Raw genomic sequence first — 22,720 nt, 5'->3', positions numbered from 1 at the left:
TGGCACGGACGCTCAGCCCTTCTCGGCCCCGCTGGTGAGTCCCTCGGTGAGCATTCGCTCCCCGGCGAAGAACAGCACCACGATCGGCAGCGTGAGGATGACCGAGCCGGCCATCAGCACGGTCTTGGGCACCTCGACGCCGTCGGCGAGCAGCGACAGCCCCAGCGACACGGTCCACCGGTCGGGCCGGTCGACCAGGAACAGCAGCGCGAACAGGTACTCGTTCCAGGCGATCATGAAGTCGTACAGCGCGACGGCCATCACCGACGGCGCGGCGAGCGGCAGGCTGACCCGGCGGATGATGCCGAGCCGGCCGGCGCCGTCGATCGCCGCCGACTCCTCGAGGCTGACCGGGATGGTCTCGAAGTAGTTCTTCAGCATGTAGACCGACACCGGCAGGGTTTGCGAGATGTAGACGAGCACCAGGCCGGTCAGCGACCCGCGCAGCCCGGCCCGGGTGAAGACCACGAACAGCGGGATCGCGATGACTATCGACGGGAACAGGTAGACCGCCAGGAACAGCGCGCTGACCTGGCGTCGGCCGAAGAACCGCAGGCGGGACACCGCGTACGCGCCGGGAATGGCGATCACCAGGGTGAGCGCGGTGGCGGCGAGCGCCACCAGGCCGCTGTTGCGGATGAACGTGAGGAAGCCCTGGCCGCCGTCGGAGACGGATTTCAGCACCTCCGCGTACGTGGCGACGGTCAGCTCGCCGAACGGCACCCACAGCGAGCCGGGTTCGAGCAGCAGGCGTTCGATCGGGCGTACCGACAGCACCAGCATGTACCAGAACGGCAGCAGCGTGACCACCAGGAACCCGGCGATCACCAGCCGGCGCAGCCAGCGCAGGCTGACCGTCTCGATCCGGTCCCGGTCCATCACGCCTCCCGTCGCGCGCCGAAGAAGCGCAGGTAGATCGCCACGAACACGAGCAGCACCACGGCGAGCACGACGGCCTGGGCGGCGGCCGCGCCTATGTCGGTACGGGCGGTGAGGAACTGGTAGACGCGGACGCTCACCACCTCGGTGCCGGCCGAGCCGCCGGTGAGCAGGTAGACGTCGTCGAACTTGTTGAACGTCATGATGAACCGCAGCACGCCGATCAGCGCGATCACCGGCATGAGCTGCGGCAGCAGGATGTGCCGGAACCGCTGCGTGGGTGTGGCGCCGTCGACCCGGGCGGCCTCCTCCAGCTCACCGGGCACCGCCTGGAGCCGCGCGAGCAGGAACAGGAACGCGAACGGGAAGTAGCGCCACGCCTCGAACGCGATCACCGTCCACAGCGCGGTGGACTCCTGCGACAGGAACGGCACCGGCTGATCCCAGCCGAGGAAGCGCTTGCCCCAGTCGTTGACGATGCCGAGCTGCGGGTCCAGCATCACCTGCCAGACGAACGTCATGGCGACCACCGGCGCCACGTACGGCAGCAGCATCGACGCGCGTACCAGCGTGCGGCCCCGGAACGGCCCGCGTACGGCCAGCGCCGCCACCAGGCCCACCACTATCGAGCCGGCGGTGCCGCCGACGCTGTAGAGCACTGTGGTCCAGAGCGTGTCGGCGAACCCGGGGGTGTGCAGCACCCGGTCGATGTTGTCCAGCGTCAGCTCGCCGAACAGGCCGGTCTTGCGCAGCGTCGCCAGGCGTACCCGCTGGAAGGCCAGCACCACCGTCCAGACGATGGGTATGCCGATCACCGCGAGCACGACGAGCAGGGTCGGGGCGACCAGCGCGAGCCCGGCGCGGGACTCGCGGCGGCGCAGCGTCAGCGGGCGCCGGCCGGGTCGGCGGGACCGCTCCGGGGTGGGGGAGCGGCCGGCCTCCGGCGCGGTGGTGGTCAATTGACGCCCTTGGCTATCGCCTCGACGTCCTTGCGGGCGCGTTCGGCGGCGGCGCGGGCGTCGGACTTGCCGCCGACGACGTCGGCGAGCGCCTTGGGCACTGGTAGTTCACCCAGGATGGCGCCGACGAGCTTGCCCTGGTTCTCGGTCAGGCCCCAGCGCTGGAACGTGTCGGGGCTGCGCCGCAGCGTGGCGAGCACGTCCTCGCCGTAGACCTCGGACAGTGGCTTCTTGGTGTCCACGCCGGCCGGGCTGGTGTTCCAGGCGGTGCGGAACTTCTGCTTGTCCTCCGGCGTGCCGGTGCGAACCGGGAAGCGCCCCTCGGGGGACATGCCGAACCAGCGCGGGTAGCCGTCGGAGAGCATGTACTCCACGAACGACTTCGCCGGGTCGGCCGCGCCGTCGAGTACCGACCAGGAGCTGACCTCGCCGTACTGGGCGGGCTCGGTGCCGTTCGGGCCCTTGATCGCGGTGACGAACCCGCTGTTCTTGGCCAGCCACGCCGGGTCGGACTTGCACTGCGGGCAGGTGGGACGGGCGTCGGCGCGCAGCCCGGCCAGCTCGTCGAGGATGAACGGCGACCAGATCAGCATGGCCGCCTTGCCGGCGAAGTAGGTGGCCCGGGTGGTGTCGACGTCCTGGGCGCCCTTGACCGAGTTGTTGCGCATCAGGTCGCCGTAGAAGCGGAACGCCTCGACGCACTCGGGGGAGTCGAGAACGACCTTGCCGGAGTCGTCGGTGAGCCGGCAGTTGTTCGCCAGCGCCAGGTGCTCGAACGTCTGCTGGGTGAACACGTCACCGGGGGCGGTCGCCGCGGTGATGCCGGCGACGCCGCCGGTGTTCAGCTTCGCCGCGGCGGCGGCGATCCTCTCGTACGTGTCGGGCGCCGGCAGGCCGGCGGCGTCGAACAGGTCCTTGCGGTAGACGAGCAGCTGGCCCCACCCGTCGCTCGGTACGGCGAGCTGCGTGCCGCCGTCGCTGGTGAGTTCCAGCGCGCGCGGGGTGAACGTGTCCCGGCCGAGCCGCTCGACGACGGCGCCGTTGGCGTCGGCGTCCACCAGCTCGTTGGCGGACAGCGTGCGCACCCCGGCGAGCGAGACCGAGCCGACCACGTCGGGCAGGTCGCCGGCGGCGGCGCTGGAGGCGATCAGGGACGGGAACTGGTCCTCGTTGACGGTGACCAGGTTGACCTTGACGCCGGTCTTCGCGGTGTAGTCGGCGATGATCGCCTTGGTGGCGGCGACCCGGTCCGCCACGTCTTCCAGGCTCCAGACGGTGATCCGGGAACTGTCGGATTTCTGCCCGTCGTCGCTGCATGCGGCCACGCCGGTCCCGGCCAGTGCCAGGATCAGGCTGATTGCGAGCCGCCGTGTGGAGGGTGATGACATCGGTGGCACTCCTCTCGAAAGAGTACGGCCTGCCGCTAATACCCATCGATTCGTCAATGTAATCACATATGCCCATTTTTTGGGTTAGAATCGAGGCCGGCACTTTCTTCGGAGCGACGCCATGAGCAACTGGGTTGTCTCTCTGGCCGGGCCCCGGCACGTACGCCTGGAGCCCTGCCCCGCGGACCGGCTCGGTCCGGGCCAGGTCCGCGTCCGCACCCACTACTCGGGCATCTCCGCCGGCACCGAGCTGACGCTCTACCGGGGCAGCAACCCGCGACTGCGCAAGGACTGGGACGCCGGCGCCCGCATGTTCGTGCCCCGCCAGGCCGGGTCCGCGTACCCGGTGGTGGGTTTCGGTTACGAGGAGGTCGGCGAGATCGTCGAGGTCGCTCCCGACGTCGCCGGGCGGCGGCCCGGCCAGCTCGTCTGGGGCATCTGGGGGCACCGCGCCGAAGCGGTGCTGTCCGCCGCGGCGGCGCATCCGCTGCCGCCCGGCATCGACCCGCTCGCCGCCGTCTTCGCCCGCCCCGGCGCCATCGCGCTGACCGCGGTGCTCGCCGGTGACCTGCACCTGGGCGACTGGGTGGGCGTCTTCGGGCAGGGCGTGATCGGGCTGCTCGGCACGCGCCTCGCGGTGCTCTCCGGCGCCCGCGTGGTAGCCGTCGACCGGATGCCCGGGCGGCTCGCGCACGCCACCGGGCTCGGCGCCCGCCGGACGGTCGACGCCGCCGCCGAGTCGCCCGCCGCCGCGCTGCGCGCCGACACCGGCGGCCGGGGCGCCGACGTGTGCCTGGAGCTGTCCGGGTCGTACCCGGCGCTGCACGAGGCGATCCGGGCCACCGCCCACGCCGGCCGCGTCGTCGCGGCCGGCTTCTACCAGGGGTACGCCCACGGGCTGGAACTCGGCGAGGAGTTCCACCACAACCGGATCCAGCTGGTGGCCGCCCAGGTCTCCGGGCCGGACCCGGCGCCCGGCACGGCCGGCCGGTGGTCCGGGACCCGGATCGCGGACACGTTCATGGACCTGGTGGCCGAGGGCAGCGTCGACCCGCTGCCGCTGGTGAGCCACGTCGTCGACGCGGGCGCGGTGGCCGACGCCCTGGCGTTGCTCGACCGCGGTGACGGTGACGTCCTCCAAGTGGTGCTGAGGTTCTGATGGACATTCCGCTCGCCTGCCAGGAGCAGTTGCTCCCCGGCGCCGACCTGATCGGGAAGTACGCCCTCGCCGTCTCCCTCGGCTACCAGGGCATCGAGCTGCGCGGCCGGGGTGACCTCGCGCTGGCCGGGCGGCTGCCGGAGCTGCGCCGCGCCCGCGCCGCCGGCGTGGTCATGCCGACCGTCTGCGTCGAGATGGACCACTTCGTCGGCGACTTCGACCCGGGCCGCTCCCGCGACGCGGTGGACAACCTGCGCTCGCAGCTCTCGGTGATCGCCGAGCTGGGCGGCGTCGGCGCGATGACGCCGGCCGCGTGGGGCATGTTCTCCCGCCGGCTGCCCCCGTTCGAACCACCACGCTCGGCCGACGACGACCGGCGGGTGCTCGTCGACGCCCTGGGCGAGCTGGCCGGGCACGCCCGCGCCGAAGGGGTCACCGTGTTCCTGGAACCGCTCAACCGGTACGAGGACCACATGGTCAACCGGCTCGACCAGGCCGTCGAGCTGTGCCGCGCGGTCGGCTCACCGGCGCTGCGGGTGGCCGCCGACACGTACCACATGAACATCGAGGAGGACGACCCGCACGCCGCGCTGCGCGCCGCCGCGCCGTACCTCGGGCACGTGCAGGTCAGCGACTCCAACCGGCACCAGCCCGGCGCGGGGCACCTCGACTGGGCGGCGCTGCTGGGCACGCTGGACGCGATCGGCTACACCGGCTGGCTAGCGCTGGAGTGCCGGCTGCGCGGCGAGCCGGTCGCCGCGCTGCGCCAGGCCGCCACCGCGCTGGCCCAGGCCCGTCCCCGGCGGGCCGCCGCATGACGCTGACCACCGGGGTACGCGCCGACGCCGACCGTCACGCTCGGCTGCGCCGCCTCGCGCTGGCCACCCTGGACGCCAACTGGGAACACGACCACACGGTGCCCTCCCGCACGCTCTACCCGCACCAGTGGAGCTGGGACTCGGCGTTCATCGCGATCGGCCTGGCCCACGTCCGCCCCGACCGGGCCTGGCGGGAGCTGCGGACGCTGTTCGCCGCGCAGTGGATCGACGGGCGGGTGCCGCACATCGTGTTCAACCCCGCCTCCCGTGCCGGGCCGTACTTCCCCGGGCCCCAGTTCTGGGACTCGGCCCGCGCCGACGGCGCCCCGGCCCGCGCCACCTCCGGCATCGTCCAGCCGCCGGTGCACGCCCCGGCCGCCTGGCTGGTGCACCGCCGCGCCTCCTCCGAGGCGTCGGTGGCCGCGCTGCGCCGGCTCTACCCGAGGCTCGTCGCGCAGCAGCGCTACCTGACCGGGCGGCGCGACGCGGGCGGCGGCGGGCTGGCCGCGATCGTGCACCCGTGGGAGTCCGGACTGGACAACAGCCCGGCCTGGGACGCGCCGCTGGCCGCGGTGCCCGCCGACGAGGCGGTGATGCGCGCGTACCGCCGGCACGACACCGCGCACGCCGACGCGGCGCAGCGCCCCACCGACCTGGACTACGCGCGCTACGTCGCGCTGGTGGAGTCGTACCGGGCCGGCCGCTACCGGGACGAGGGGCTGCTCGGGCGGCACCCGTTCCTGGTGGAGTGCCCGCTGGTGAACGCCGCGCTCGGCGTCTCCGAGTACGCCCTCGCGCGCATCGCCTCGGTGATCGGCGCCGACCCGGGGCCGCACCGGGACCGGGGGGCCCGGATCACCGAGGCGATCGTCACCCGGCTCTGGGACCCGGTCACCGGCACGTTCCGTCCCCGCGACGTGCGCGCCGACCGCCTCGTGCCGGCCCGTACCGTGCTCGGGCTGATCCCGCTGGCGCTGCCCGAGCTGCCCGCCGCGCAGGTGTCTGCGGTGCTGGCCGAGGCGTGCTCGCCGCGTTTCGGGCTGGCCGCCCGGATGGACCGGCCGCTGCCCACGTACGACCGCACCGCCCCGGACTTCGAGCCGCTGCGCTACTGGCGCGGGCCGTGCTGGATCAACACCGGCTGGCTGCTCTGGCAGGGTCTGCGTACCCACCGACGGGCCGACCTGGCCGCCGGACTGCGCGAGTCGCTGCTCGACCTGGTCGACCGGGCCGGCTGCCACGAGTACTTCCATCCGGACACCGGCGCCGGACTGGGTTCACCGGCGTTCAGCTGGACCGCCGCGCTGGTGCTGGACGCGCTCGCCCAGGAGTGACCCCGGTGGGCGCCGGGTGGACCGACGCGGGCCGGCCAGGCTCAGGCGACGCCGACGCGCAGGGCCGCCATCGGGGCGTCGTCGATCGCGTAGCCGAGCGCGTCGACCACCTCGACCACGCCGCTGACCTGCCGGGCCAGCCGCACCGCGAGCTGCGCCGTGGAGCGTCGCTCCACCTGCCCGGTCAGCGTCACCACGCCCCGCTGCACCGTCACGTCGACCACTCCGTCGCGGACGCCGAGGCTGCGCCACAGCACCTCCTCGACCACGTCGCGCCGGATGCCGGCGTCCGGGCGCAGGTGCACCTTGAGCAGGTCACCGCGGGTGACGATGCCGACCAGGCGGCCGAGGTCGTCGACCACCGGCAGCCGCTTCACGCCGCGCGTGTCCATCAGCCGGGCCGCCTCCACGATCGTGGCGTCCGGCGTGATCGTGACCGGCGGAGCGGTCATCAGGTCGGCGGCGAGCGTCGCACCGGCCTTCGCCTGCGCCTCGCGGCGGTGCCGGTCGGGCAGGATCCGCCGCTCCCGGGGCTGCCCCAGCAGCTCCACCTTGTACATCAGGTCCGCCTCGGACACCACGCCGAGCACCCGCCGGGTCTCGTCCACCACCGGCGCCGCCGTGACGTGCCGGTCGGTCAGCACGTCAACGATCTCCCGGTACGCCGTGCCCTCCCGTACCGACGCCACGTCCCTGGTCATCACGTCCTGCACCTGCCACGTACGCATGGCGAACCTCCCTGTGTCCGCCCCCGACGCTAGGCGGCGGCGACGGGGGAGGAGCAGGGGCGCAATGACCAGGTCAGGGGGCCGGAGGTCCCGAATCACCCAGCCGCTACCGGCTCGGCGACCTCGTCGAGGGGCGGCTCGGCGGTCAGCAGGGCGGCCGGCACCGGCTCGACCGCCACCCGGCAGTCGTGGAACGTCGGCGCCTCGCCCAGGTCGGTGTCGCGGACGCCGGTGACCGCGTTGACGGTGGTGCGCCCCGGGCTGCGCCGCGCCCAGTACGCCTTGTACGTGAACGCGCACCCCGGCCGGGTCGCCTCGTCCACCGCCACCGCGGCGAGGAACGCGCCCCGGTCGTTGTGCACGCGCACCGCGTCGCCGTCGGCGAGCCCGTGCGCCGCCGCGTCGGCCGGGTGCAGGTGCAGCCGCGGCGGCCCGGCCCGGCGGGTGTGCCAGGGCAGCGACGCGAACGTGGAGTTCATCAGGTAGCGGTTGGCCGGGGTGAGCAGCGTCAGCGGGAACCGGCGGGCCAGTTCCGGGTCGGCCGCCTCGGCCGGTGGCGTGTACCCGGGCAGCGGGTCCACCCCGAGCGCGGCGAGCGCCGGGTCGTGCAGCCGGGCCCGCCCGTCCGGGGTGGGGAAACCACCAGCGGCGTACGGCGCGGACCCGACCGGCACGCCGGTGAGCCGGGCGTACGTGCGTTCGCGCAGTTCCTCGAACGTGATCGGCGCGTCGGCCAGCAACTGCCGGGCCAGGTCCTCGTCGCTGTCCGAGAACGCCGGGTGGTCCACGCCCAGCGCGGCGGCGATCCGCCGGAAGATCTCGGTGTTCGGCAGCGCCTCGCCCGGCGCGCGGGTGACCGGCAGGTTCAACGTCGTGTAGTGGTGCCCGTAGGACGTCTGCAGGTCCAGGTGCTCGGGCTGCATGGTCGCCGGGAGCACCACGTCGGCGTAGTCGCAGGTGTCGGTCCAGCGCTGCTCCAGCACCACTGTGAACAGGTCGGCGCGGCCCAGCCCGGTGAGCAGCCGGGCCTGGTCCGGCGCGGTCGCCGCCGGGTTGGCGTTGAACACCACGAGCGAGGTGACCGGCGGGTCGGCCTCCCCGGTGAGCACGGTGGCCAGCCGGCTCATGTTCAACGTCCGGGCCGGTGGGGCCGGCATGCCGGCCGGCCGGATCACCGGACCGTTGTCGACCCGGTGGTGGCCGCTGGTGGTCACCAGCGCCCCGCCGCCGGGGTACCGGAAGTCGCCGGTGACCAGCGGCAACGCGCAGATGGCCCGGATCGCCTGCCCGGCGCCGTGGTGCCGTTGCAGGCCCAGCCCGACGCGGATCGCGGTGGGCCGGGTGGTGGCGATCCGCTCGCCGAGGCGGCGTACCACCTCGGGCGGCAGGCCGCACTCGGCGGCGGCCCGCTCCACCGGCCAGTCGTCGAGCCGGGCGGCCAGTTCCGGCCAGCCGGTGGTGTGCGCGGCCAGCCACGCCTCGTCGGCCGCCCCGGCGTCGCGGACGTGGCGCATCAGCCCGAGCGCGAGCGCCGCGTCGGTGCCGGGTAGCGGCGCGACGTGCTCGTCGCTGCGGGCCGCCGTGTCGGTGCGCAGCGGGTCGATCGTCACCACGTACGCGCCGCGCTCGCGGGCCTGCTGCACGAACGGCCACAGGTGCAGGTTGGTCACCAGCGGGTTGGCGCCCCAGAGGACGATCAGCTCCGCCTCGACGATCGACTCCGGTTCGAAGCCGACCGAGGCGCCGTACAGCGAGCGCAGCGCGGCGCGCGCCGCGGCGGTGCAGATGGTGGTGTCCAGCCGGGACGCGCCCAGGTGGGCGAAGAGCCGGGGGCCCATGGTCCAGCCCTGGACCAGGCCCATGGTGCCGGCGAAGTAGTAGGGCAGCACCGACTCCGGGCCGTGGAGTTCGATGCTCGCGCGCAGCCCGGCGGCCACCCGCTCCAGGGCCTCGTCCCAGCTCGCCGGCCGGTACGCGACCCGTCCCGCGCCCTTCGGGCCGGTGCGGACCCAGGGCGTGGTGAGCCGGTCCGGCCCGTTCACCGCGTCCAGGTAGCGGTTCACCTTGCCGCAGAGCGCGCCCCTGGTGAACGGGTGGTCACGGTCGCCGCGCAGCCCGACCGCGACGCCGTCGGAGACGGTGAGCTGCCAGACGCAGGTGTCGGGGCAGTCCAGCGGGCAGGCGCCGGGGTGGGTGGTGACGGGGGCCATGGGCCGGATGTTACTCCCGGTTCGTGGTGCGGCAGCCACTCGTGGTGACCGGCCGCGGGCCGGGGGCGTTTGGCCGGGGTGGAGGCGGGTACCCGCCGGGGCCGACCGGTGCGGGCGTGGTGCCCGCCGGCGGCGAGGGGAGGGGTGGGATGCGGTTCCCCCTGTTCGTCGAGGCGGTGGCGCGGCGGTCCGAGTTGCCGGCCGACGAGGCCGCGACCATCTCCCGGGCGGTGTTGCAGACCCTCGCCGAGCGGGTCACCGCGGACGAGACGGCCGACCTGGCGGCGCAGTTGCCGGACGACGTCGGCGGCTATCTGGAGCCGGGTGGGATCGCCGTGACCGGCGGCGCGGTGGACTTCCTGTACCGGGTGGCCGAGCGTGCGGCGGTGGATCCGGCGGTCGCCGAGGTGGGCGCGGTGGCGGTGCTCGCCACGCTGCGCGACACGGTGACGGTGGGGGAGTTCCAGGACCTCGTCGCGCAGCTTCCGAAGGGCTTCGACGCGATGGTGGACCCGATCCCGCGGCCACCCTACGATGTCTGAGCAGGCTCCCCGCGATCCGGGTTGAGCTGCGGCACCGGGGCCGCTCCGACGAAGATTCGACTGCCAGAAAGTATTTTCACCGTAAAATAACTCGTCGGCGTTCGCGTACGCTGTAAAACGTCTACGCGCTAGAGGGATGATCGGACGGATTCCTCCGTCCGAGGTTCCAGGACGTCTTCCTCCCTTCGGCTCAAGCCGCATCGATGCTCTTCCGGCGCGGTGATTGAGCAATATTCTGCTTCCAATGTGAAGTCCTGGGGGGGATCAATGATCACATTCGTCGATTGCTGCGTGCCCGTCCTCTGTGGAGCGTATCCCGCTTCCTGACATGGCGGAGCCGATGATTATCAATCGTTTCGGCGCGATCACGGCAGTACACGGCGGACGTCCGGCACTTCTCGGTGAGACCCACGAGGTCACCTACACCGAGCTGGCCGGGGCGGCCGGCGGGCACATGGCCGTGTTCGCCGCCGCGGGCCTGCGTCCCGGAGACCGGATCGCGCTGCTCACCGCGCACGGCGCACCGACCGTCGCGGCGCTGCTCGGCGCCCTGGCCGCCGGGTGCGCGTACGTGCCACTGGACCCGGGCTTCCCGGTCGCCCGGCTGCGCCACATGGTCGACGCCGCCGGCGTCACCGCCGTCGCGTGCGCCGCCGAGCACCGCGACCTGGCCTCGGCGCTGGCCGGCGAGCGTCCGGTCGTGCCGCTGGACGAGGTGCCGCCGGCCCCGCTGCGCCCGGTTCCGGCCGAGCCGGACGCGCTGGCGTACGTGCTGTTCACCTCCGGCTCCACCGGCGTGCCCAAGGCGGTCGGGCAGACCCACCGCAACCTGGCCCACGTCGTCGACAACCAGATCGCCGCGCTCGGCGTCGGCCCGGACGACCGGCTCAGCCTGCTCGCGTCGTTCAGCTTCGACGCCGCCATCCCCGACCTCTACCCGGCGCTGCTCACCGGCGCCGCCGTCGTCCCGGTCGACCTGCGCCGCCAGGGACTCGCGTACGCCGTCGAGCAGCTCGACCGGCACCGCGCCACGGTGCTGCACTGCACGCCCACCGTCTACCGCTTCCTGCTCGACACGCTCGGCGCGCGCCGGCTGGCCACGGTGCGGGCGGTGCTGCTCGGCGGCGAACAGGCCACCTGGACCGACGCGGCCCGCGGCCGGGACCGGTTCGCCCCCGAGTGCGTGCTGGTCAACGGCTACGGCGCCACCGAGATGACGTTCGCCGCCCGGCATCTGCTGCCGCTGTCCGAGGTGGACCCGGGCGCCCACGGGCCGCTGCCGGTCGGCACCGCGTTCCCCGGCTACCGGCTCGACCTCGCCCCGGACACCGGCGAGATCGTCGTCCACAGCCGGCACCTCGCCCCCGGCTACCTCAACCAGGACAGCGACCGCTTCGGCGTCGACGCCGACGGACTGCGGTCGTACCGCACCGGTGACCTGGGCCGGCTGCTGCCCGGCGGGGAACTGGTCTGCCTCGGCCGGCTCGACCGCCAGGTCAAGGTACGCGGACACCGCGTCGAGCTGACCGAGATCGAAGCGGTGCTGTCCGCCCAGCCCGGCGTCGCCGGCGTCCGCGCGATCGTGCGCGACGGCGAACTGCTCGCGTACGCCCGCCCGGCCGGCGCCCGCCCCGACCCGGCGGCGCTGCGCGCCGCCCTGACCGCGGAGCTGCCCGACTACGCGGTGCCCCGCGCGGTGGTGGTGGTCGACGAGTTCCCGCTCACCGTCACCGGCAAGGTCGACGAGCGGGCGCTGCCCGACCCGGTGACCGAGGTGCCCGCCGACGCGGCGCCGGCCACCGAGACCGAGCGCGCCGTGCACGACATCTGGTGCGCGGTGCTCGGCCGCGACGCGGTCGGCCGCACCGACAGCTTCTTCGACGTGGGCGGGCAGTCGCTGCTGCTGGGCCAGGTTCAGCAGCGCCTCGCCGAGCGGTTCGGCGTCCGCCTGCCGATGCTGCGCCTGTTCGACCACCCGACCGTCGCCACCCAGGCGGCGCTGCTCGACGCCCCGCCCGAGGCGGTCCGCGCCCCGGTGCTGCCCGCGCCCGCCGCGCCGGTACGCGCCGCCCGCGAGTACACCGGCGACGAGATCGCCGTGGTCGGCCTCGCCGGCCGGTTCCCGGGCGCGCCCGACGTGGCCACGTACTGGTGGAACCTGTGCACCGGGGTCGACTCGGTGCACGACCACACCGACGAGGAACTGGCCGCGCTCGGCGTCGGGCCCGGCCTGCTCGCCGACCCCCGGCACGTGCGCGCCACCGGCCGGCTCGACGGGGTGGCCGACTTCGACGCCGAGTTCTTCGGCTTCGGCGCCGACGAGGCCGCCCGTACCGACCCGCAGCACCGGCTGTTCCTGGAGACCGCCTGGGAGGCGCTGGAGGACGCCGGGCACGACCCGGCCCGCTTCCCCGGGCTGGTCGGCGTCTACGCCGCCACCTCCGTCAACCGCTACTTCCTGTTCCACCTGATGGACAACCCGGCGGTGGTCGGCGACGTCGACCCGGACGACTGGGAGGCCCGGCTCGTCGGCCGCCAGCTCACCGACCACCTGCCCGGGCAGGTGGCCTACCGGCTCGGCCTGACCGGCCCGGCGATGGCCGTGCAGTCCGCCTGCTCCAGCTCGCTCGTCGCGGTGTGCGTGGCCGCGCAGAGCCTCGCCGACTACCAGTGCGACCTGGCCCTGGCCGGCGGCTCCACCGTGATGTGGCCCCGGCACCGGGCGGGCGGGCTCGTCTCGCCCGACGGCCGGTGCCGCGCCTTCGACGAGGCCGCCGCCGGCTCCGGCTTCGGCTCCGGCGCCGGCGTGGTCGCCCTGCGCCGGCTCGCCGACGCGCAGGCCGACGGCGACCGCATCTACGCGATCCTGCCCGGCTGGGCGGTCACCAACGACGGCCCGGACCGGGCCGGCTTCGCGGTGCCCGGCCCGGCCGGGCAGGCCGCCGCCGTCGCCGGCGCGCTCGCCACTGCCGAGGTCGCGCCGGGCGAGGTCCGCTTCGTCGAGGGCCACGGCAGCGGCACGCCGCTCGGTGACGCCATCGAGGTCGCGGCGCTGCACGAGGTGTACGCGGGCGCCGCGCCCGCCGAGTCCACAGCGCTCGGCTCGGTCAAGACGAACATCGGTCACCTCGACGCCGCCGCCGGCATCGCCGGGCTGATCAAGACGGTGCTCGCCGTCCGGCACGGGGTGATCCCGCCGAACCTGCACTTCAGCCGCCCGCACCCGGAGATCGACCTGACGGCCGGACCGTTCTACGTGCCCACCAAGGCGCGGGACTGGCCGGACGGCGCGCGCCGGGTCGCGGGGGTCAGCGCGTTCGGCCTCGGCGGCACCAACGCGCACGTGGTGGTGGAACAGCCGCCACCGGCCGAGCCGGCCGACCCGCCCGGCGAGGGGCCGTGGCTGCTGCCGGTCTCCGCGCGTACCCCGGCGGCGCTGCGGGCCGCGTTGACCCGCCTGCGGACCCACCTGGCCGGCGCCGCCCCGGCACTGTCCGACGTGGCCGCCACGCTGGCGCTGGGCCGGCGGGCGTTCGCGCACCGGGCGGCGGTGGTCGCCGCCGACCTGCCGGCCGCGCTGTCCGCCCTGGACGTGTTGCTGGACACCGACGCCCGGATCGCCGGCGACGGCGGTCCGCTGCGCGAGACGGCCGCCGACTGGGTCGCCGGGCGTGACGTCGACTGGCACGAGCTGCACCCCGACGGCACGGTGCGTCGCACCGGACTGCCCACCTACCCGTTCCAGCGCCGCCGGCACTGGATCGACCCCGTGCAGAAAGGTCCGCGGTGAACTGGTTCGTCTCCGCCGGAAGCCGACCCGAGGCCCCGGTGCGATTGTTCTGCCTGCCCTACGCCGGTGCGGGCGCCAGCGCGTTCCGGCGCTGGGCGTCCGAGTTCGGCGAGAGCGTCGACGTGACGCCGGTGCAACTGCCCGGCCGGGAGAACCGGATCACCGAGGACCCGCGCTTCAGCGTCGCCGAGGTGGCCGACGCCATCGCCTCCCGGGCCGACCGCCCGTACGCGATCTACGGCCACTCGATGGGCGGACGGCTCGGCTTCGACGTGGTCCGCGAGCTGCGCCGCACCGGCCGCCCGCTGCCGCTGCGGCTCTACGTCGGCGGTGCCCGCGCCCCGCACGTACGCACCCCCGGCCCGTTCGACGGGCTGTCCCGGGCGAGCGACGACGAGCTGCTGCGCCGCCTCGGCGAGGGCGGCGGCCTCCCCGCCGAACTGCTCGACCACCCGGAGCTGGTGGAACTGCTGCTGCCGCTGCTGCGCGCCGACTTCGGCCGGGTCGACGACTACCGCCACGTGCCCGGCGAGCCGCTGCCGGTGCCGATCGTCGCGTTCGCCGGCCGCACCGACCGGGCGGTCACCCGGGACCAGAACGCGGCCTGGGCCGAGCACACCGCGGCCGGGTTCACCCTGCACGAGCTGGACGGCGGGCACTTCTTCCTGCACGACCGGCTGCCCGAGCTGGCCGCGCTGATCCGCGCCGACCTGACCGCCGCGCTCTCGGACCCCCGCGCCGGCACGCCGGACGCGGGTCCGGACCCGGTGCGCGCCGCCGGCCGCGGGACCGCCGGCGCCGCGCACCGGGTCCCCCTCGGCGACACCGGCTGGTCGGTGTGGCGCGACGCGGTGCTGCGTACCACCGGGTTCCCGGCCGACGGGCTGGAGCTGTTCAGCGCGCCCCGGGCCGCCACCGCCGCCGACGAGCTGCTCGCCACCGGCGCGGGCGCGGACCGGTTCGACAAGGAGTTCGAGGAGGCGCTGCGCTCCGGCGCGCAGCGGTTCAGCGCGCTGGCCGCCGATCCGCTGCTTCGCGAGGCGGTCACCTGGCAGAACCGGGGCGCGCTCGTCGCGTTCGACGGGCTGGTGCGCGGCGGCGCCGACGCGGCCCGCAACGTACGCCGCCGCGACCGGGAACGGGCGCTGCTGAAGTACTGGCAGCGCTACTGCGGCAAGAACGAGACGGTCGGCTTCTTCGGGCCCAGCTGCTGGGTCACAGTCGATCCGGCACAGCCGGAAGTTGCCCGGGTCAACCCCGGCGACCGGTTGACCCGCCGACGCTGGGTGTGGTTCGAGTCGTGGGCGCTGACCGCGTACGCCGACCGGATCGGCGCGGACCTGGCGGTCCGCCGCTGGTGGCCACCGATGCTCCGGCCACACCTGGCGGTCCGGGACCGGGCCGTGCTGCGACCCGGACGTCCGCCGCTGACGCTGACCCCGGTCGAGGCCGAGTTGCTGCGCGCGGCCGACGGGCGGCGCCCCGCCGCCGACCTGGTCGCCGACCCGGCGATCGGGCTGCGCCGCCCCGAGGACGGCTACGCGCTGCTCGACCGCCTGGTTGAGCGCGAACTGATCACCTGGGACGCGGCCCTGCCGGTGAGCCCGGACGCCGAACGGGTGCTGGCCGACCGGATCGAGGCGATCGGTGACGAGCCGGCCCGCGCCGCCGCCCGCGCCGGGTTCGACCGGCTGCGCGCCGCGCGCGACGAGGTGGCCGCGGCGGCCGGGGACGCGGAGCGGCTGCGCGCCGCGCTGGACGCGCTCGACGCCACGTTCACCGAGCTGACCGGCGTGCCCGCGGTACGCCGGGCCGGACAGATGTACGCCGGGCGCACGGTCTGCTACGAGGACAGCGCCCGGGACCTGGACGTGGTCTTCGGCGCGCCGCTGCTGGCCGAGCTGGCCGCCCCGCTGGACGTGCTGCTGCGCGCCGCCCGCTGGCTGGCCAACGCGCTCGCCCGCGCCTACCTCGACGTGCTGCGCGGCCTGTACGAGGAACTGCGCGCCGAGTCCGGCGGCCCGGTGCCGCTGGCCGACCTGTGGTTCCTGGCTCAGGGCATGTTCTGGGGCGACGGCGAGCGGCCCGTCGACGCGGTGGCGGCGGAGTTCGCCGCCCGTTGGTCCGGGCTGTTCGGCCTGGACACGCTGCCCCCCGGCAGCACCGACGTACGGCTGCGCGCGGCCGACCTCGCCGACCGGATCGACGCGGTGTTCCCCGGCGCCGGCCCGGAGTGGTCCAACGCCGCCATCCACAGCCCCGACCTGCAGATCTGCGCCACCGACGCGGACGCGCTGCGGCGCGGCGACTACACCGTGGTGCTCGGTGAGCTGCACGCCGCCTGGTCGTCGTTCGACTGCGCCGTGTTCACCCCGTCGCACCCGGACGTGGAGCGGCTGCGCGACGCGCTGGCGGCGGACCTCGGGCAGCGGCGCGTCCGGTTGCTGTTCCCGGCCGACTGGCCGCGCCGGACCAGCCGTACCGCCGAGTCGCTGACCGGCCCGACCGACCGGCACCTGGCGTTCCTCGACGCGCCCGGCGCCGACCCGGCCCGCGTGCTGCCGACAGTGGACCTGGTCGTCGACGACGTCGACGGCGAACTGGTGGCGACCGCCTCGGACGGGCAGCGCTGGCCGCTCACCGAGATCTTCGCCGAGCCGTTCAGCGCGCACGCCGTGGACGGCTTCAAGCTGGTCGCCGCCGCGCCGTACACGCCCCGGATCACCGTGGACCGGCTGGTGCTGGCCCGGCAGACGTGGCGGACCACTGTCGGCGAGAGCGGCCTGGCCGTCCCGAACGGGGAGCGCGAGCGCTTCCTCGCCGTCCGGGACTGGCGCCGCCGCCTCGGCCTGCCCGAACAGGTGTACGTCAAGTTCGGCACCGAGACCAAGCCCTGCTTCGTCGATCTGTCCGCGCCGGCGTTCGCCACCACGCTCTGCGCGATGGCGCGCGCCGCCCGGGTCGACGGCGGCGACGACGTCTCGTTCACCGTCAGCGAGATGCTGCCCGCCCCGGAGCAGGCGTGGGTGCCCGACGGGCAGGGCCGCCGCTACTTCAGCGAGCTGCGCCTGCACATCACCGACGCCCGGCGGGAGGACCACCGGTGAGCCATCTGGTGCCCCTGGGCGACACCGGCTGGTCGGTGTGGCGTGACGTGGTCCTGCGGACCGCCGGTTTCCCGGCCGCCGGGCTGGACCGGTTCGCCGCGCCGGACTGCGCCGCCGTCGCGGACGCGCTGCTCGCCGGCGACACCGGCGCCGAGGTGTTCGACAAGACGCTGCGCGAGGCGTTCGCCGAGTCCTCCGCGGTGGCCGGCGAGCTGGCCGCCGACCCGCTGCTGCGCGAGGCGGTGACCTGGCAGAACCCGGACATGCTGATCGCGCTGGACGGGCTGCTGCGCACCGACCCGCAGGTCCGCAACGTGCGCCGCCGCAAGCGCGAGCTGAGCCTGCTGCGCTACTGGCAGCGCTACTGCGGCAAGGCCGAGACCATCGGCTTCTTCGGCCCGGTCTGCTGGGGCACGTTCGACACCACCCGGCCCGGCGTGCACACCGTGCCCGGTGCCGCGCTGGTGCACCGGCGGCGGGTGTACTTCGAGGCGTGGGCGCTCATCGCGTACGCCGACCGGCTTGCCGACGACCTGGCGGTGCGCCGTTGGTGGGCGCCGGCCCTGCAACCGCACCTGACCGTCGCCGGCCGGGAGCTGCGCTGGCCGCTGCACCCGCCGATCGCGCTGACCCCGGTCGAGGCGCTGGTGCTCGGCGCCTGCGACGGGCGTACCCCCGCGGTGGAGCTGGCGCAGCGGCTGTGCGACGCCGGCGACGTGCACAGCGCCGACGACGTCTACCTGCTGCTGGACCGGTGGGTCGAGCGCGGCCAGCTCAGCTGGGGCGCGAACCTGCCGATCGCGCCCGACGCCGAGCTGGTGCTCGAAGCGCGGATCGCCGCGATCGGCGACGAGCCGGTCCGCGCCGCCACGGCGGCCGAGTTCGGCCGGCTGCGCGCCGCCCGCGACGAGGTGGCCGCGTCGGCCGGCGACCCGGACCGGCTCGGCGCCGCGCTCGCCGCGCTCAACGCCGAGTTCACCGCCGTCACCGGCCGCCCGGCCACCCGGCACAGCGGGCAGATGTACGCCGCCCGCACCGTCTGCTACGAGGAGACCGCCCGCGACCTGGAGTTCCGCATCGGGTCGGCGGTCATCGACGCGCTCGCCGAGCCCCTCGCCGTGGTGCTGCGTACCGCCCGCTGGTTCACCGGCGAGGTGGCCGCCCGCTGCGGTGAGGTCTTCACCGAACTGCACGAGGAACTGGCCGCCGACGGCCCGGTGCGGCTGGCCGACCTGTGGCTGCTGGCCCAGGGCACGCTCGTCTCCCCGGACGGCCCGATCGGCCGGGCCGGCGCCACGCTCACCGCACGCTGGGCCGAGCTGTTCGGCCTGGCCGACCTGCCCGAGGGGCAGCCGGAGCTGCGGCTGCGCGCCGCGGACCTGACCGACCGGGTCCGGGAACTGTTCCCGGCGACCCGACCCGGCTGGCCGTCGGCCCGGCTGCACAACCCGGACGTGCAGCTGTGCGCCGCCTCGCCGGAGGCCGTCGAGCGGGGCGACTTCCTGCTCGTGCTCGGCGAGCTGCACCCGGCGTCGGTCGCGTTCGACAGCGCGGTGCTCAGCCCGTTCCACCCCGACCCGGCGGCGCTGCGCGCCGACCTCGACGCCGACCTGGGCCCGGTCCGGCTGCGGGTGCTGTGGCCGGACAGCTTCCCCCGCCGCACCACCCGCACCACGTACGCGCTGACCGGCCCGGCGGACCGCCAGCTCGGCATCGACACGGCGCACGGCGCCGACGTGGACCGCCTGGTCCCGGCCACCGCCGTGCTGGTCGAACGCACCGGCGACACGCTCACCGCGGTCTTTCCCGACGGCGCCCGCTGGCCGCTGATGGAGGTCTTCGCCACGCTGCTCGGCTCGCTGCTGCTCGACGCGTTCAAGCTGCTCGGCGCCGCGGCGTACATGCCCCGGATCACCATCGACCGGCTGGTGGTGGCACGGCGCACCTGGCGCACCACGGCCGGGGCGTGCGGGCTGGGCGGCCACCCCGACGAGACCTCCCGCTACCTGGCGGTACGCCGCTGGCGCGCCGAGACCGGCCTGCCCGAGCGGGTCTTCGTCAAGGTCGGCACCGAGATCAAACCCTGCTACGTGGACCTGACCGGGCCGCTGTACGCGCAGTCGCTGTGCGCCATGGTCGACGCCGCGCTGCGGACCGGCCCGGACGTGCCGGTGGTGGTCTCCGAACTGCTGCCCGCCCCCGCCGAGGCCTGGGTGCCCGACGCCCAGGGCCGCGGCTACGTCAGCGAACTGCGCCTCCAGATCACCGACCCGGCCGAGCACCTTGGAGCACTCCGGTGACCGACACCCTGACCGTCAGCGCCGTCCACGGCACCGACCTGCCCTGGCCGGACGCCACCCTCGCCGACCTGATCACCGCGCAGGCGGCCCGCACCCCGGACGCGGTGGCGGTGCGCCAGTGGGACACCCGGCTCACCTACCGGCAGCTCGTCGACCGGGCCGCCGGGGTGGCCGCCGCGCTGCGTGAGCACGGCGTCGGCCGGGGCGACCGGGTCGGCGTGTGCGGCGCGCGTACCCCCGACCTGGTGACGACTGTGGTCGGCGTGCTGCTCGCCGGCGCCGCGTACGTGCCGCTGGAGCCGGGCGGCCCTCGGGCCCGGCTGCGCGGCATCGTCCGCGACGCGGGCGTCCGGGTCGTCGTCGGCGACGCGGCGGCGGCCGAGTTCGGCGACGAGCCCGGCGTGACGGCGCTCGGCCTGCCCGGCCCGGCCCCGCTCGCGCCCTGCCCGGCCCGCCCCGGCGACCCGGCGTACGTGCTGTTCACCTCCGGCTCCACCGGCCGCCCGAAGGGCGTGCTGACCACCCACCGCAACGCCGTCGAGTTCGTCACCGGCGTGAGCGCGCTGACCGGCGCCGACGCCTCGATCCGCAGCCTCGGCATCGCCTCGCTCGGCTTCGACGCGGCCACCATGGACCTGTTCGTGCCGCTGACGCTCGGCGGCGCGGTGCAGCTGCTCGGCGCCGACGACCGGGCCGACCCGGTCCGGCTGGCCCGGTTCGTCGCCGAGCACGAGGTCACCTGGGGCTTCATCACCCCGACCGTGCTGTCGCTGCTGGACCCGGCCGGGTTCCCGTCATGGCGGGTGCTGCTCTGCGGCGGCGAGGCGGTCCCGGCCGAGCTGGTCGCCCGCTGGGCGCCGGGCCGGCGGTTCCTCAACGGCTACGGCCCCACCGAGACCACGGTGCTGGCGGTCACCTGCGACCTCACCCCGGCCGACACCGACCCGATGCCGATCGGCCGGCCGTTGCCCAACCACCGGGCGTACGTGGTCGACGCCGACCTGCGTCCGGTGCCGGCGGGCGAGACCGGCGAGCTGCTGATCGGCGGGCCCGGCCTGGCCGACGGCTACCTGAACCGGCCCGGCCTGACCGCCGAGCGGTTCGTGCCCGACCCGTTCGGGGAGGCACCGGGCGAGCGGCTCTACCGCACCGGCGACCTGGTCCGGCAGGGCCCGGACGGCCGGATCGTCTACCTGGGCCGCGCCGACCGGCAGGTCAAGGTGCGCGGCCAGCGCATCGAGCTGGGCGAGATCGAGGCGGTGCTGGCCGCATGCCCCGGCGTCGAGCGCGTCGCGGTGGAGGCGGTGCCCGGCCCGGCCGGCGCCGAGCTGGTCGCGTTCCTCACCCCGGCCGGCGCGCCCGGCGACGACGAGCTGCGGGCGTACGCGCAGACGCGGCTGACCACCGCGATGCTGCCGGCCCGGACGGTGCGGCTGGACGCGCTGCCGGTCAGCCCGGTCACCGGCAAGCTGGACCGGCCGGCGCTGCGCGAACTGGCCGCGGCGACCCCGGCCGCAGTCGCCGACGCGTCCGCCGACGACGACCCGGTGACGGCGGCGGTCCGGCGCGTCTGGACCCGGCTGCTTGGCGCCGCGCCCGCCCCGGACAGCGACTTCCTCGCCGCCGGCGGCAACTCCATCGCCGCGATGCGGCTGGTCGCGGCGCTGCGCGCGGAGCTGGGCCGGCAGGTGGACACCCGGGTGCTGTTCGCCGACCGCACGTTCGCCGCGCTGGTGGACCGGGTCCGCGCCGCCGACCCGGCCGACGCCGACGGGCTGACCACCGGCAACCCGCCGACGCTGTCCCCGCCGCAGCGGCGGCTGTGGTTCATGGACCAGCTCGCCCCGTCCAGCGCGCCGTACAACATCGCCGTCGCGCACCGGCTGCGCGGGCCGCTGGACGTCGCCGCGCTCGGCGCCGCGCTGCGGGCCGTCGCCGAACGGCACGACGTGCTGCGCTGGCGGATCCCGCAGAACGGCGGCGTGCCGTACGCGGTCCGCGAGGAACCCACCGACGTGGCGGTGCCGGTGGTCGACCTGACCGCCGCCGCCGACCCGGACACCGAGCTGGCCGGCATGCTCGCGGCCGGCGCCGGGCACGCGTTCGACCTGGCCACCGGCCCGCCCTGGCAGGTGACCGTGTACCGGCTCGCCGCGCAGGAGCACGTGCTCGCGGTCACCGTGCACCACGCGGTCTTCGACGGCTGGTCCGAGGCGCTGCTCTACGACGAGCTGGCGCTCGCGTACGCCCGCGCGCTCGGCCGGTCCGTGCCGGGCCGCCCGCCGCTGCCCGCCACGTACGCCGACTACGCCGTGTGGCGCGCCGACCGGGACCGGCGCCGCGGCGATACCGACCTGGCCTGGTGGACCGCGCACCTGGCCGGCGCGCCCACGGTGCTGGACCTGCCCCGCGACCGGCCCCGCCCGGCCGTGCAGACGTACGCCGGCGCGGAGGCCGCGGTACGGCTGGACGAGGCCGCCGACCGGGACGTGCGCGACCTGGCCGCCCGGCGCGGCACCACAGTCGCCGCGGTGCTGCTGGCCGCGTTCGGCGAGCTGCTGCGCCGGGTCACCGGCGGCGACGAGCACGTGCTCGGCGCGATCGTCGCCGACCGGCGGCTGGCCGCGTTCGACGAGGTGATCGGCTTCTTCATCGACACCGTGCCGGTGCGGGTCCGCTCCGGTGGCGCGAGCTTCGCCGAGCAGGTCGACCGGGCCGCCGCCGAGCTGCACGAGGTCACCGCCCACCCGGGCGCGCCGCTGGAACGCATCGTGGAGGCGCTCGGCGTGGGCCGGGACACCTCCCGCGCCCCGCTGGTGCAGGTGCTGTTCAACGTGCTCAACTTCGCCCCGCCCCGGCTGGCGCTGACCGGCCTGGCGGCCGAGCCGGTGGCGGTGCCCAAGCCCGGCTCACCGTTCGACCTGACCGTCTACGTGGTGGAGCGCGACGGGCGGGCCGGCGTCGAGGTGGTGCACAACCCGGACCTGTTCACCGCCGAGCGGATCAGCGCGCTCCTGGCCGACCTGGCCGCCCTGGTAGGCGCGCTCGCCGCCGACCCGGACGCGCCGGCCGCCGAGGTGGCGCCCGAGCTGCCCCGCCCGGCGGTGCGTGTGGCCGCGCTCGGCGCGATGACCGTCGCCACCGCCGAACCGGCCCGCGCGCCGCTGCCCACCGGCTCGGACGCGCTCACCGGCACCGAGGAGCTGATCGCCGGCATCTGGCGCGACGTGCTCGGCCGGGACACCGTCGGCGTCACCGACAACTTCTTCGACATCGGCGGCCACTCGATGGCCCTGGCCGCCGTGTACGCCCGGCTCACCGAGGCCACCGGCCGCTCGATCACCATGCTCGACCTGTTCCGCCACCCGACCGTGCGGGCGCTCGCCGCCAGCCTGGACGGGGCCGCGGACCGGCCGGAACTGGCCCGCGCCGCGCTGCGCGCCGCCGCCCGGCGGGGCCGCGCCCGCCGAACCCCGCCGCCACGCCGACCTCACCCGTGACGCGAT

13 protein-coding genes are annotated in these 22,720 nt (G+C 75.2%); 8 read left to right on the top strand and 5 right to left on the bottom strand.

All coding sequences use genetic code 11. The features are described from left to right. Positions 1 to 12: 12 nt before the first annotated feature. Genes DQE82_RS23080 through DQE82_RS23070 form a run of 3 tightly spaced genes read right to left on the bottom strand, consistent with a single transcriptional unit; the run spans position 13 to position 3,226 of the window. Complete coding sequence (locus DQE82_RS23080) at positions 13 to 879, bottom strand: carbohydrate ABC transporter permease (protein WP_113973854.1); 867 nt, start codon at positions 877 to 879, stop codon at positions 13 to 15. After that, on the bottom strand, positions 879 to 1,838 hold the full coding sequence (locus tag DQE82_RS23075; protein ID WP_113973852.1) for a carbohydrate ABC transporter permease: 960 nt from the start codon (positions 1,836 to 1,838) through the stop codon (positions 879 to 881). Before DQE82_RS23075 ends, DQE82_RS23080 begins: the two co-directional genes overlap by 1 nt. Beyond that, a complete protein-coding gene (locus DQE82_RS23070; protein ID WP_113973850.1) occupies positions 1,835 to 3,226 on the bottom strand; it encodes an ABC transporter substrate-binding protein in 1,392 nt (463 codons plus the stop codon). Before DQE82_RS23070 ends, DQE82_RS23075 begins: the two co-directional genes overlap by 4 nt. A 121-nt stretch (positions 3,227 to 3,347) precedes the next feature. Here DQE82_RS23070 and DQE82_RS23065 point away from each other — a divergent pair, with 121 nt between their 5' ends. From DQE82_RS23065 to DQE82_RS23055, 3 genes are read left to right on the top strand one after another with little or no spacing between them, the layout of a single operon-like run. After that, positions 3,348 to 4,385, top strand: coding sequence for a zinc-binding dehydrogenase (locus tag DQE82_RS23065; protein WP_113973848.1), 1,038 nt, complete (start codon positions 3,348 to 3,350; stop codon positions 4,383 to 4,385). Further along, positions 4,385 to 5,203, top strand: coding sequence for a sugar phosphate isomerase/epimerase family protein (locus DQE82_RS23060; protein WP_113973845.1), 819 nt, complete (start codon positions 4,385 to 4,387; stop codon positions 5,201 to 5,203). Before DQE82_RS23065 ends, DQE82_RS23060 begins: the two co-directional genes overlap by 1 nt. After that, a complete protein-coding gene (locus DQE82_RS23055) occupies positions 5,200 to 6,537 on the top strand; it encodes a hypothetical protein (RefSeq protein ID WP_113973843.1) in 1,338 nt (445 codons plus the stop codon). Before DQE82_RS23060 ends, DQE82_RS23055 begins: the two co-directional genes overlap by 4 nt. Positions 6,538 to 6,578: 41 nt before the next feature. Here the strand turns inward: DQE82_RS23055 and DQE82_RS23050 are convergent, their stop codons facing one another. Together DQE82_RS23050 and DQE82_RS23045 are read right to left on the bottom strand one after the other, a co-directional pair. Then, positions 6,579 to 7,265, bottom strand: a complete 687-nt coding sequence (locus DQE82_RS23050) for a CBS domain-containing protein (protein WP_064446192.1) — start codon at positions 7,263 to 7,265, stop codon at positions 6,579 to 6,581. Positions 7,266 to 7,360: 95 nt separating this feature from the next. After that, positions 7,361 to 9,475 carry a molybdopterin-dependent oxidoreductase gene (locus tag DQE82_RS23045; RefSeq protein ID WP_113973841.1) on the bottom strand — a complete coding sequence of 705 codons (2,115 nt, stop codon included), beginning with the start codon at positions 9,473 to 9,475 and terminating at the stop codon, positions 7,361 to 7,363. Positions 9,476 to 9,624: 149 nt separating this feature from the next. Between DQE82_RS23045 and DQE82_RS23040 the strand changes: the two genes are divergently transcribed. From DQE82_RS23040 to DQE82_RS23020, 5 genes are all read left to right on the top strand, one after another. Beyond that, positions 9,625 to 10,017 carry a DUF2267 domain-containing protein gene (locus DQE82_RS23040; protein WP_113973840.1) on the top strand — a complete coding sequence of 131 codons (393 nt, stop codon included), beginning with the start codon at positions 9,625 to 9,627 and terminating at the stop codon, positions 10,015 to 10,017. Between the two features lie 340 nt (positions 10,018 to 10,357). After that, complete coding sequence (locus tag DQE82_RS23035; RefSeq protein ID WP_233514743.1) at positions 10,358 to 13,807, top strand: AMP-binding protein; 3,450 nt, start codon at positions 10,358 to 10,360, stop codon at positions 13,805 to 13,807. Further along, a complete protein-coding gene (locus DQE82_RS23030; protein WP_113973836.1) occupies positions 13,804 to 16,914 on the top strand; it encodes a thioesterase domain-containing protein in 3,111 nt (1,036 codons plus the stop codon). The genes DQE82_RS23035 and DQE82_RS23030 overlap by 4 nt, the downstream gene beginning before the upstream one ends. After that, entirely contained in the window at positions 16,911 to 19,214 is a 2,304-nt protein-coding gene (locus tag DQE82_RS23025) for a lantibiotic dehydratase (RefSeq protein WP_113973834.1), read from the top strand. Before DQE82_RS23030 ends, DQE82_RS23025 begins: the two co-directional genes overlap by 4 nt. Continuing rightward, a complete protein-coding gene (locus DQE82_RS23020) occupies positions 19,211 to 22,714 on the top strand; it encodes a non-ribosomal peptide synthetase (RefSeq protein WP_113973832.1) in 3,504 nt (1,167 codons plus the stop codon). Before DQE82_RS23025 ends, DQE82_RS23020 begins: the two co-directional genes overlap by 4 nt. Positions 22,715 to 22,720 lie beyond the last annotated feature (6 nt).

The organism is Micromonospora sp. LHW51205, from assembly GCF_003315815.1.
In the GTDB taxonomy this organism is placed as follows: Bacteria; Actinomycetota; Actinomycetes; order Mycobacteriales; family Micromonosporaceae; genus Micromonospora; species Micromonospora chalcea.
The sequence above is the reverse complement of the archived record's forward strand: the minus strand, read 5'-3'. Positions and strand labels throughout refer to the sequence as shown.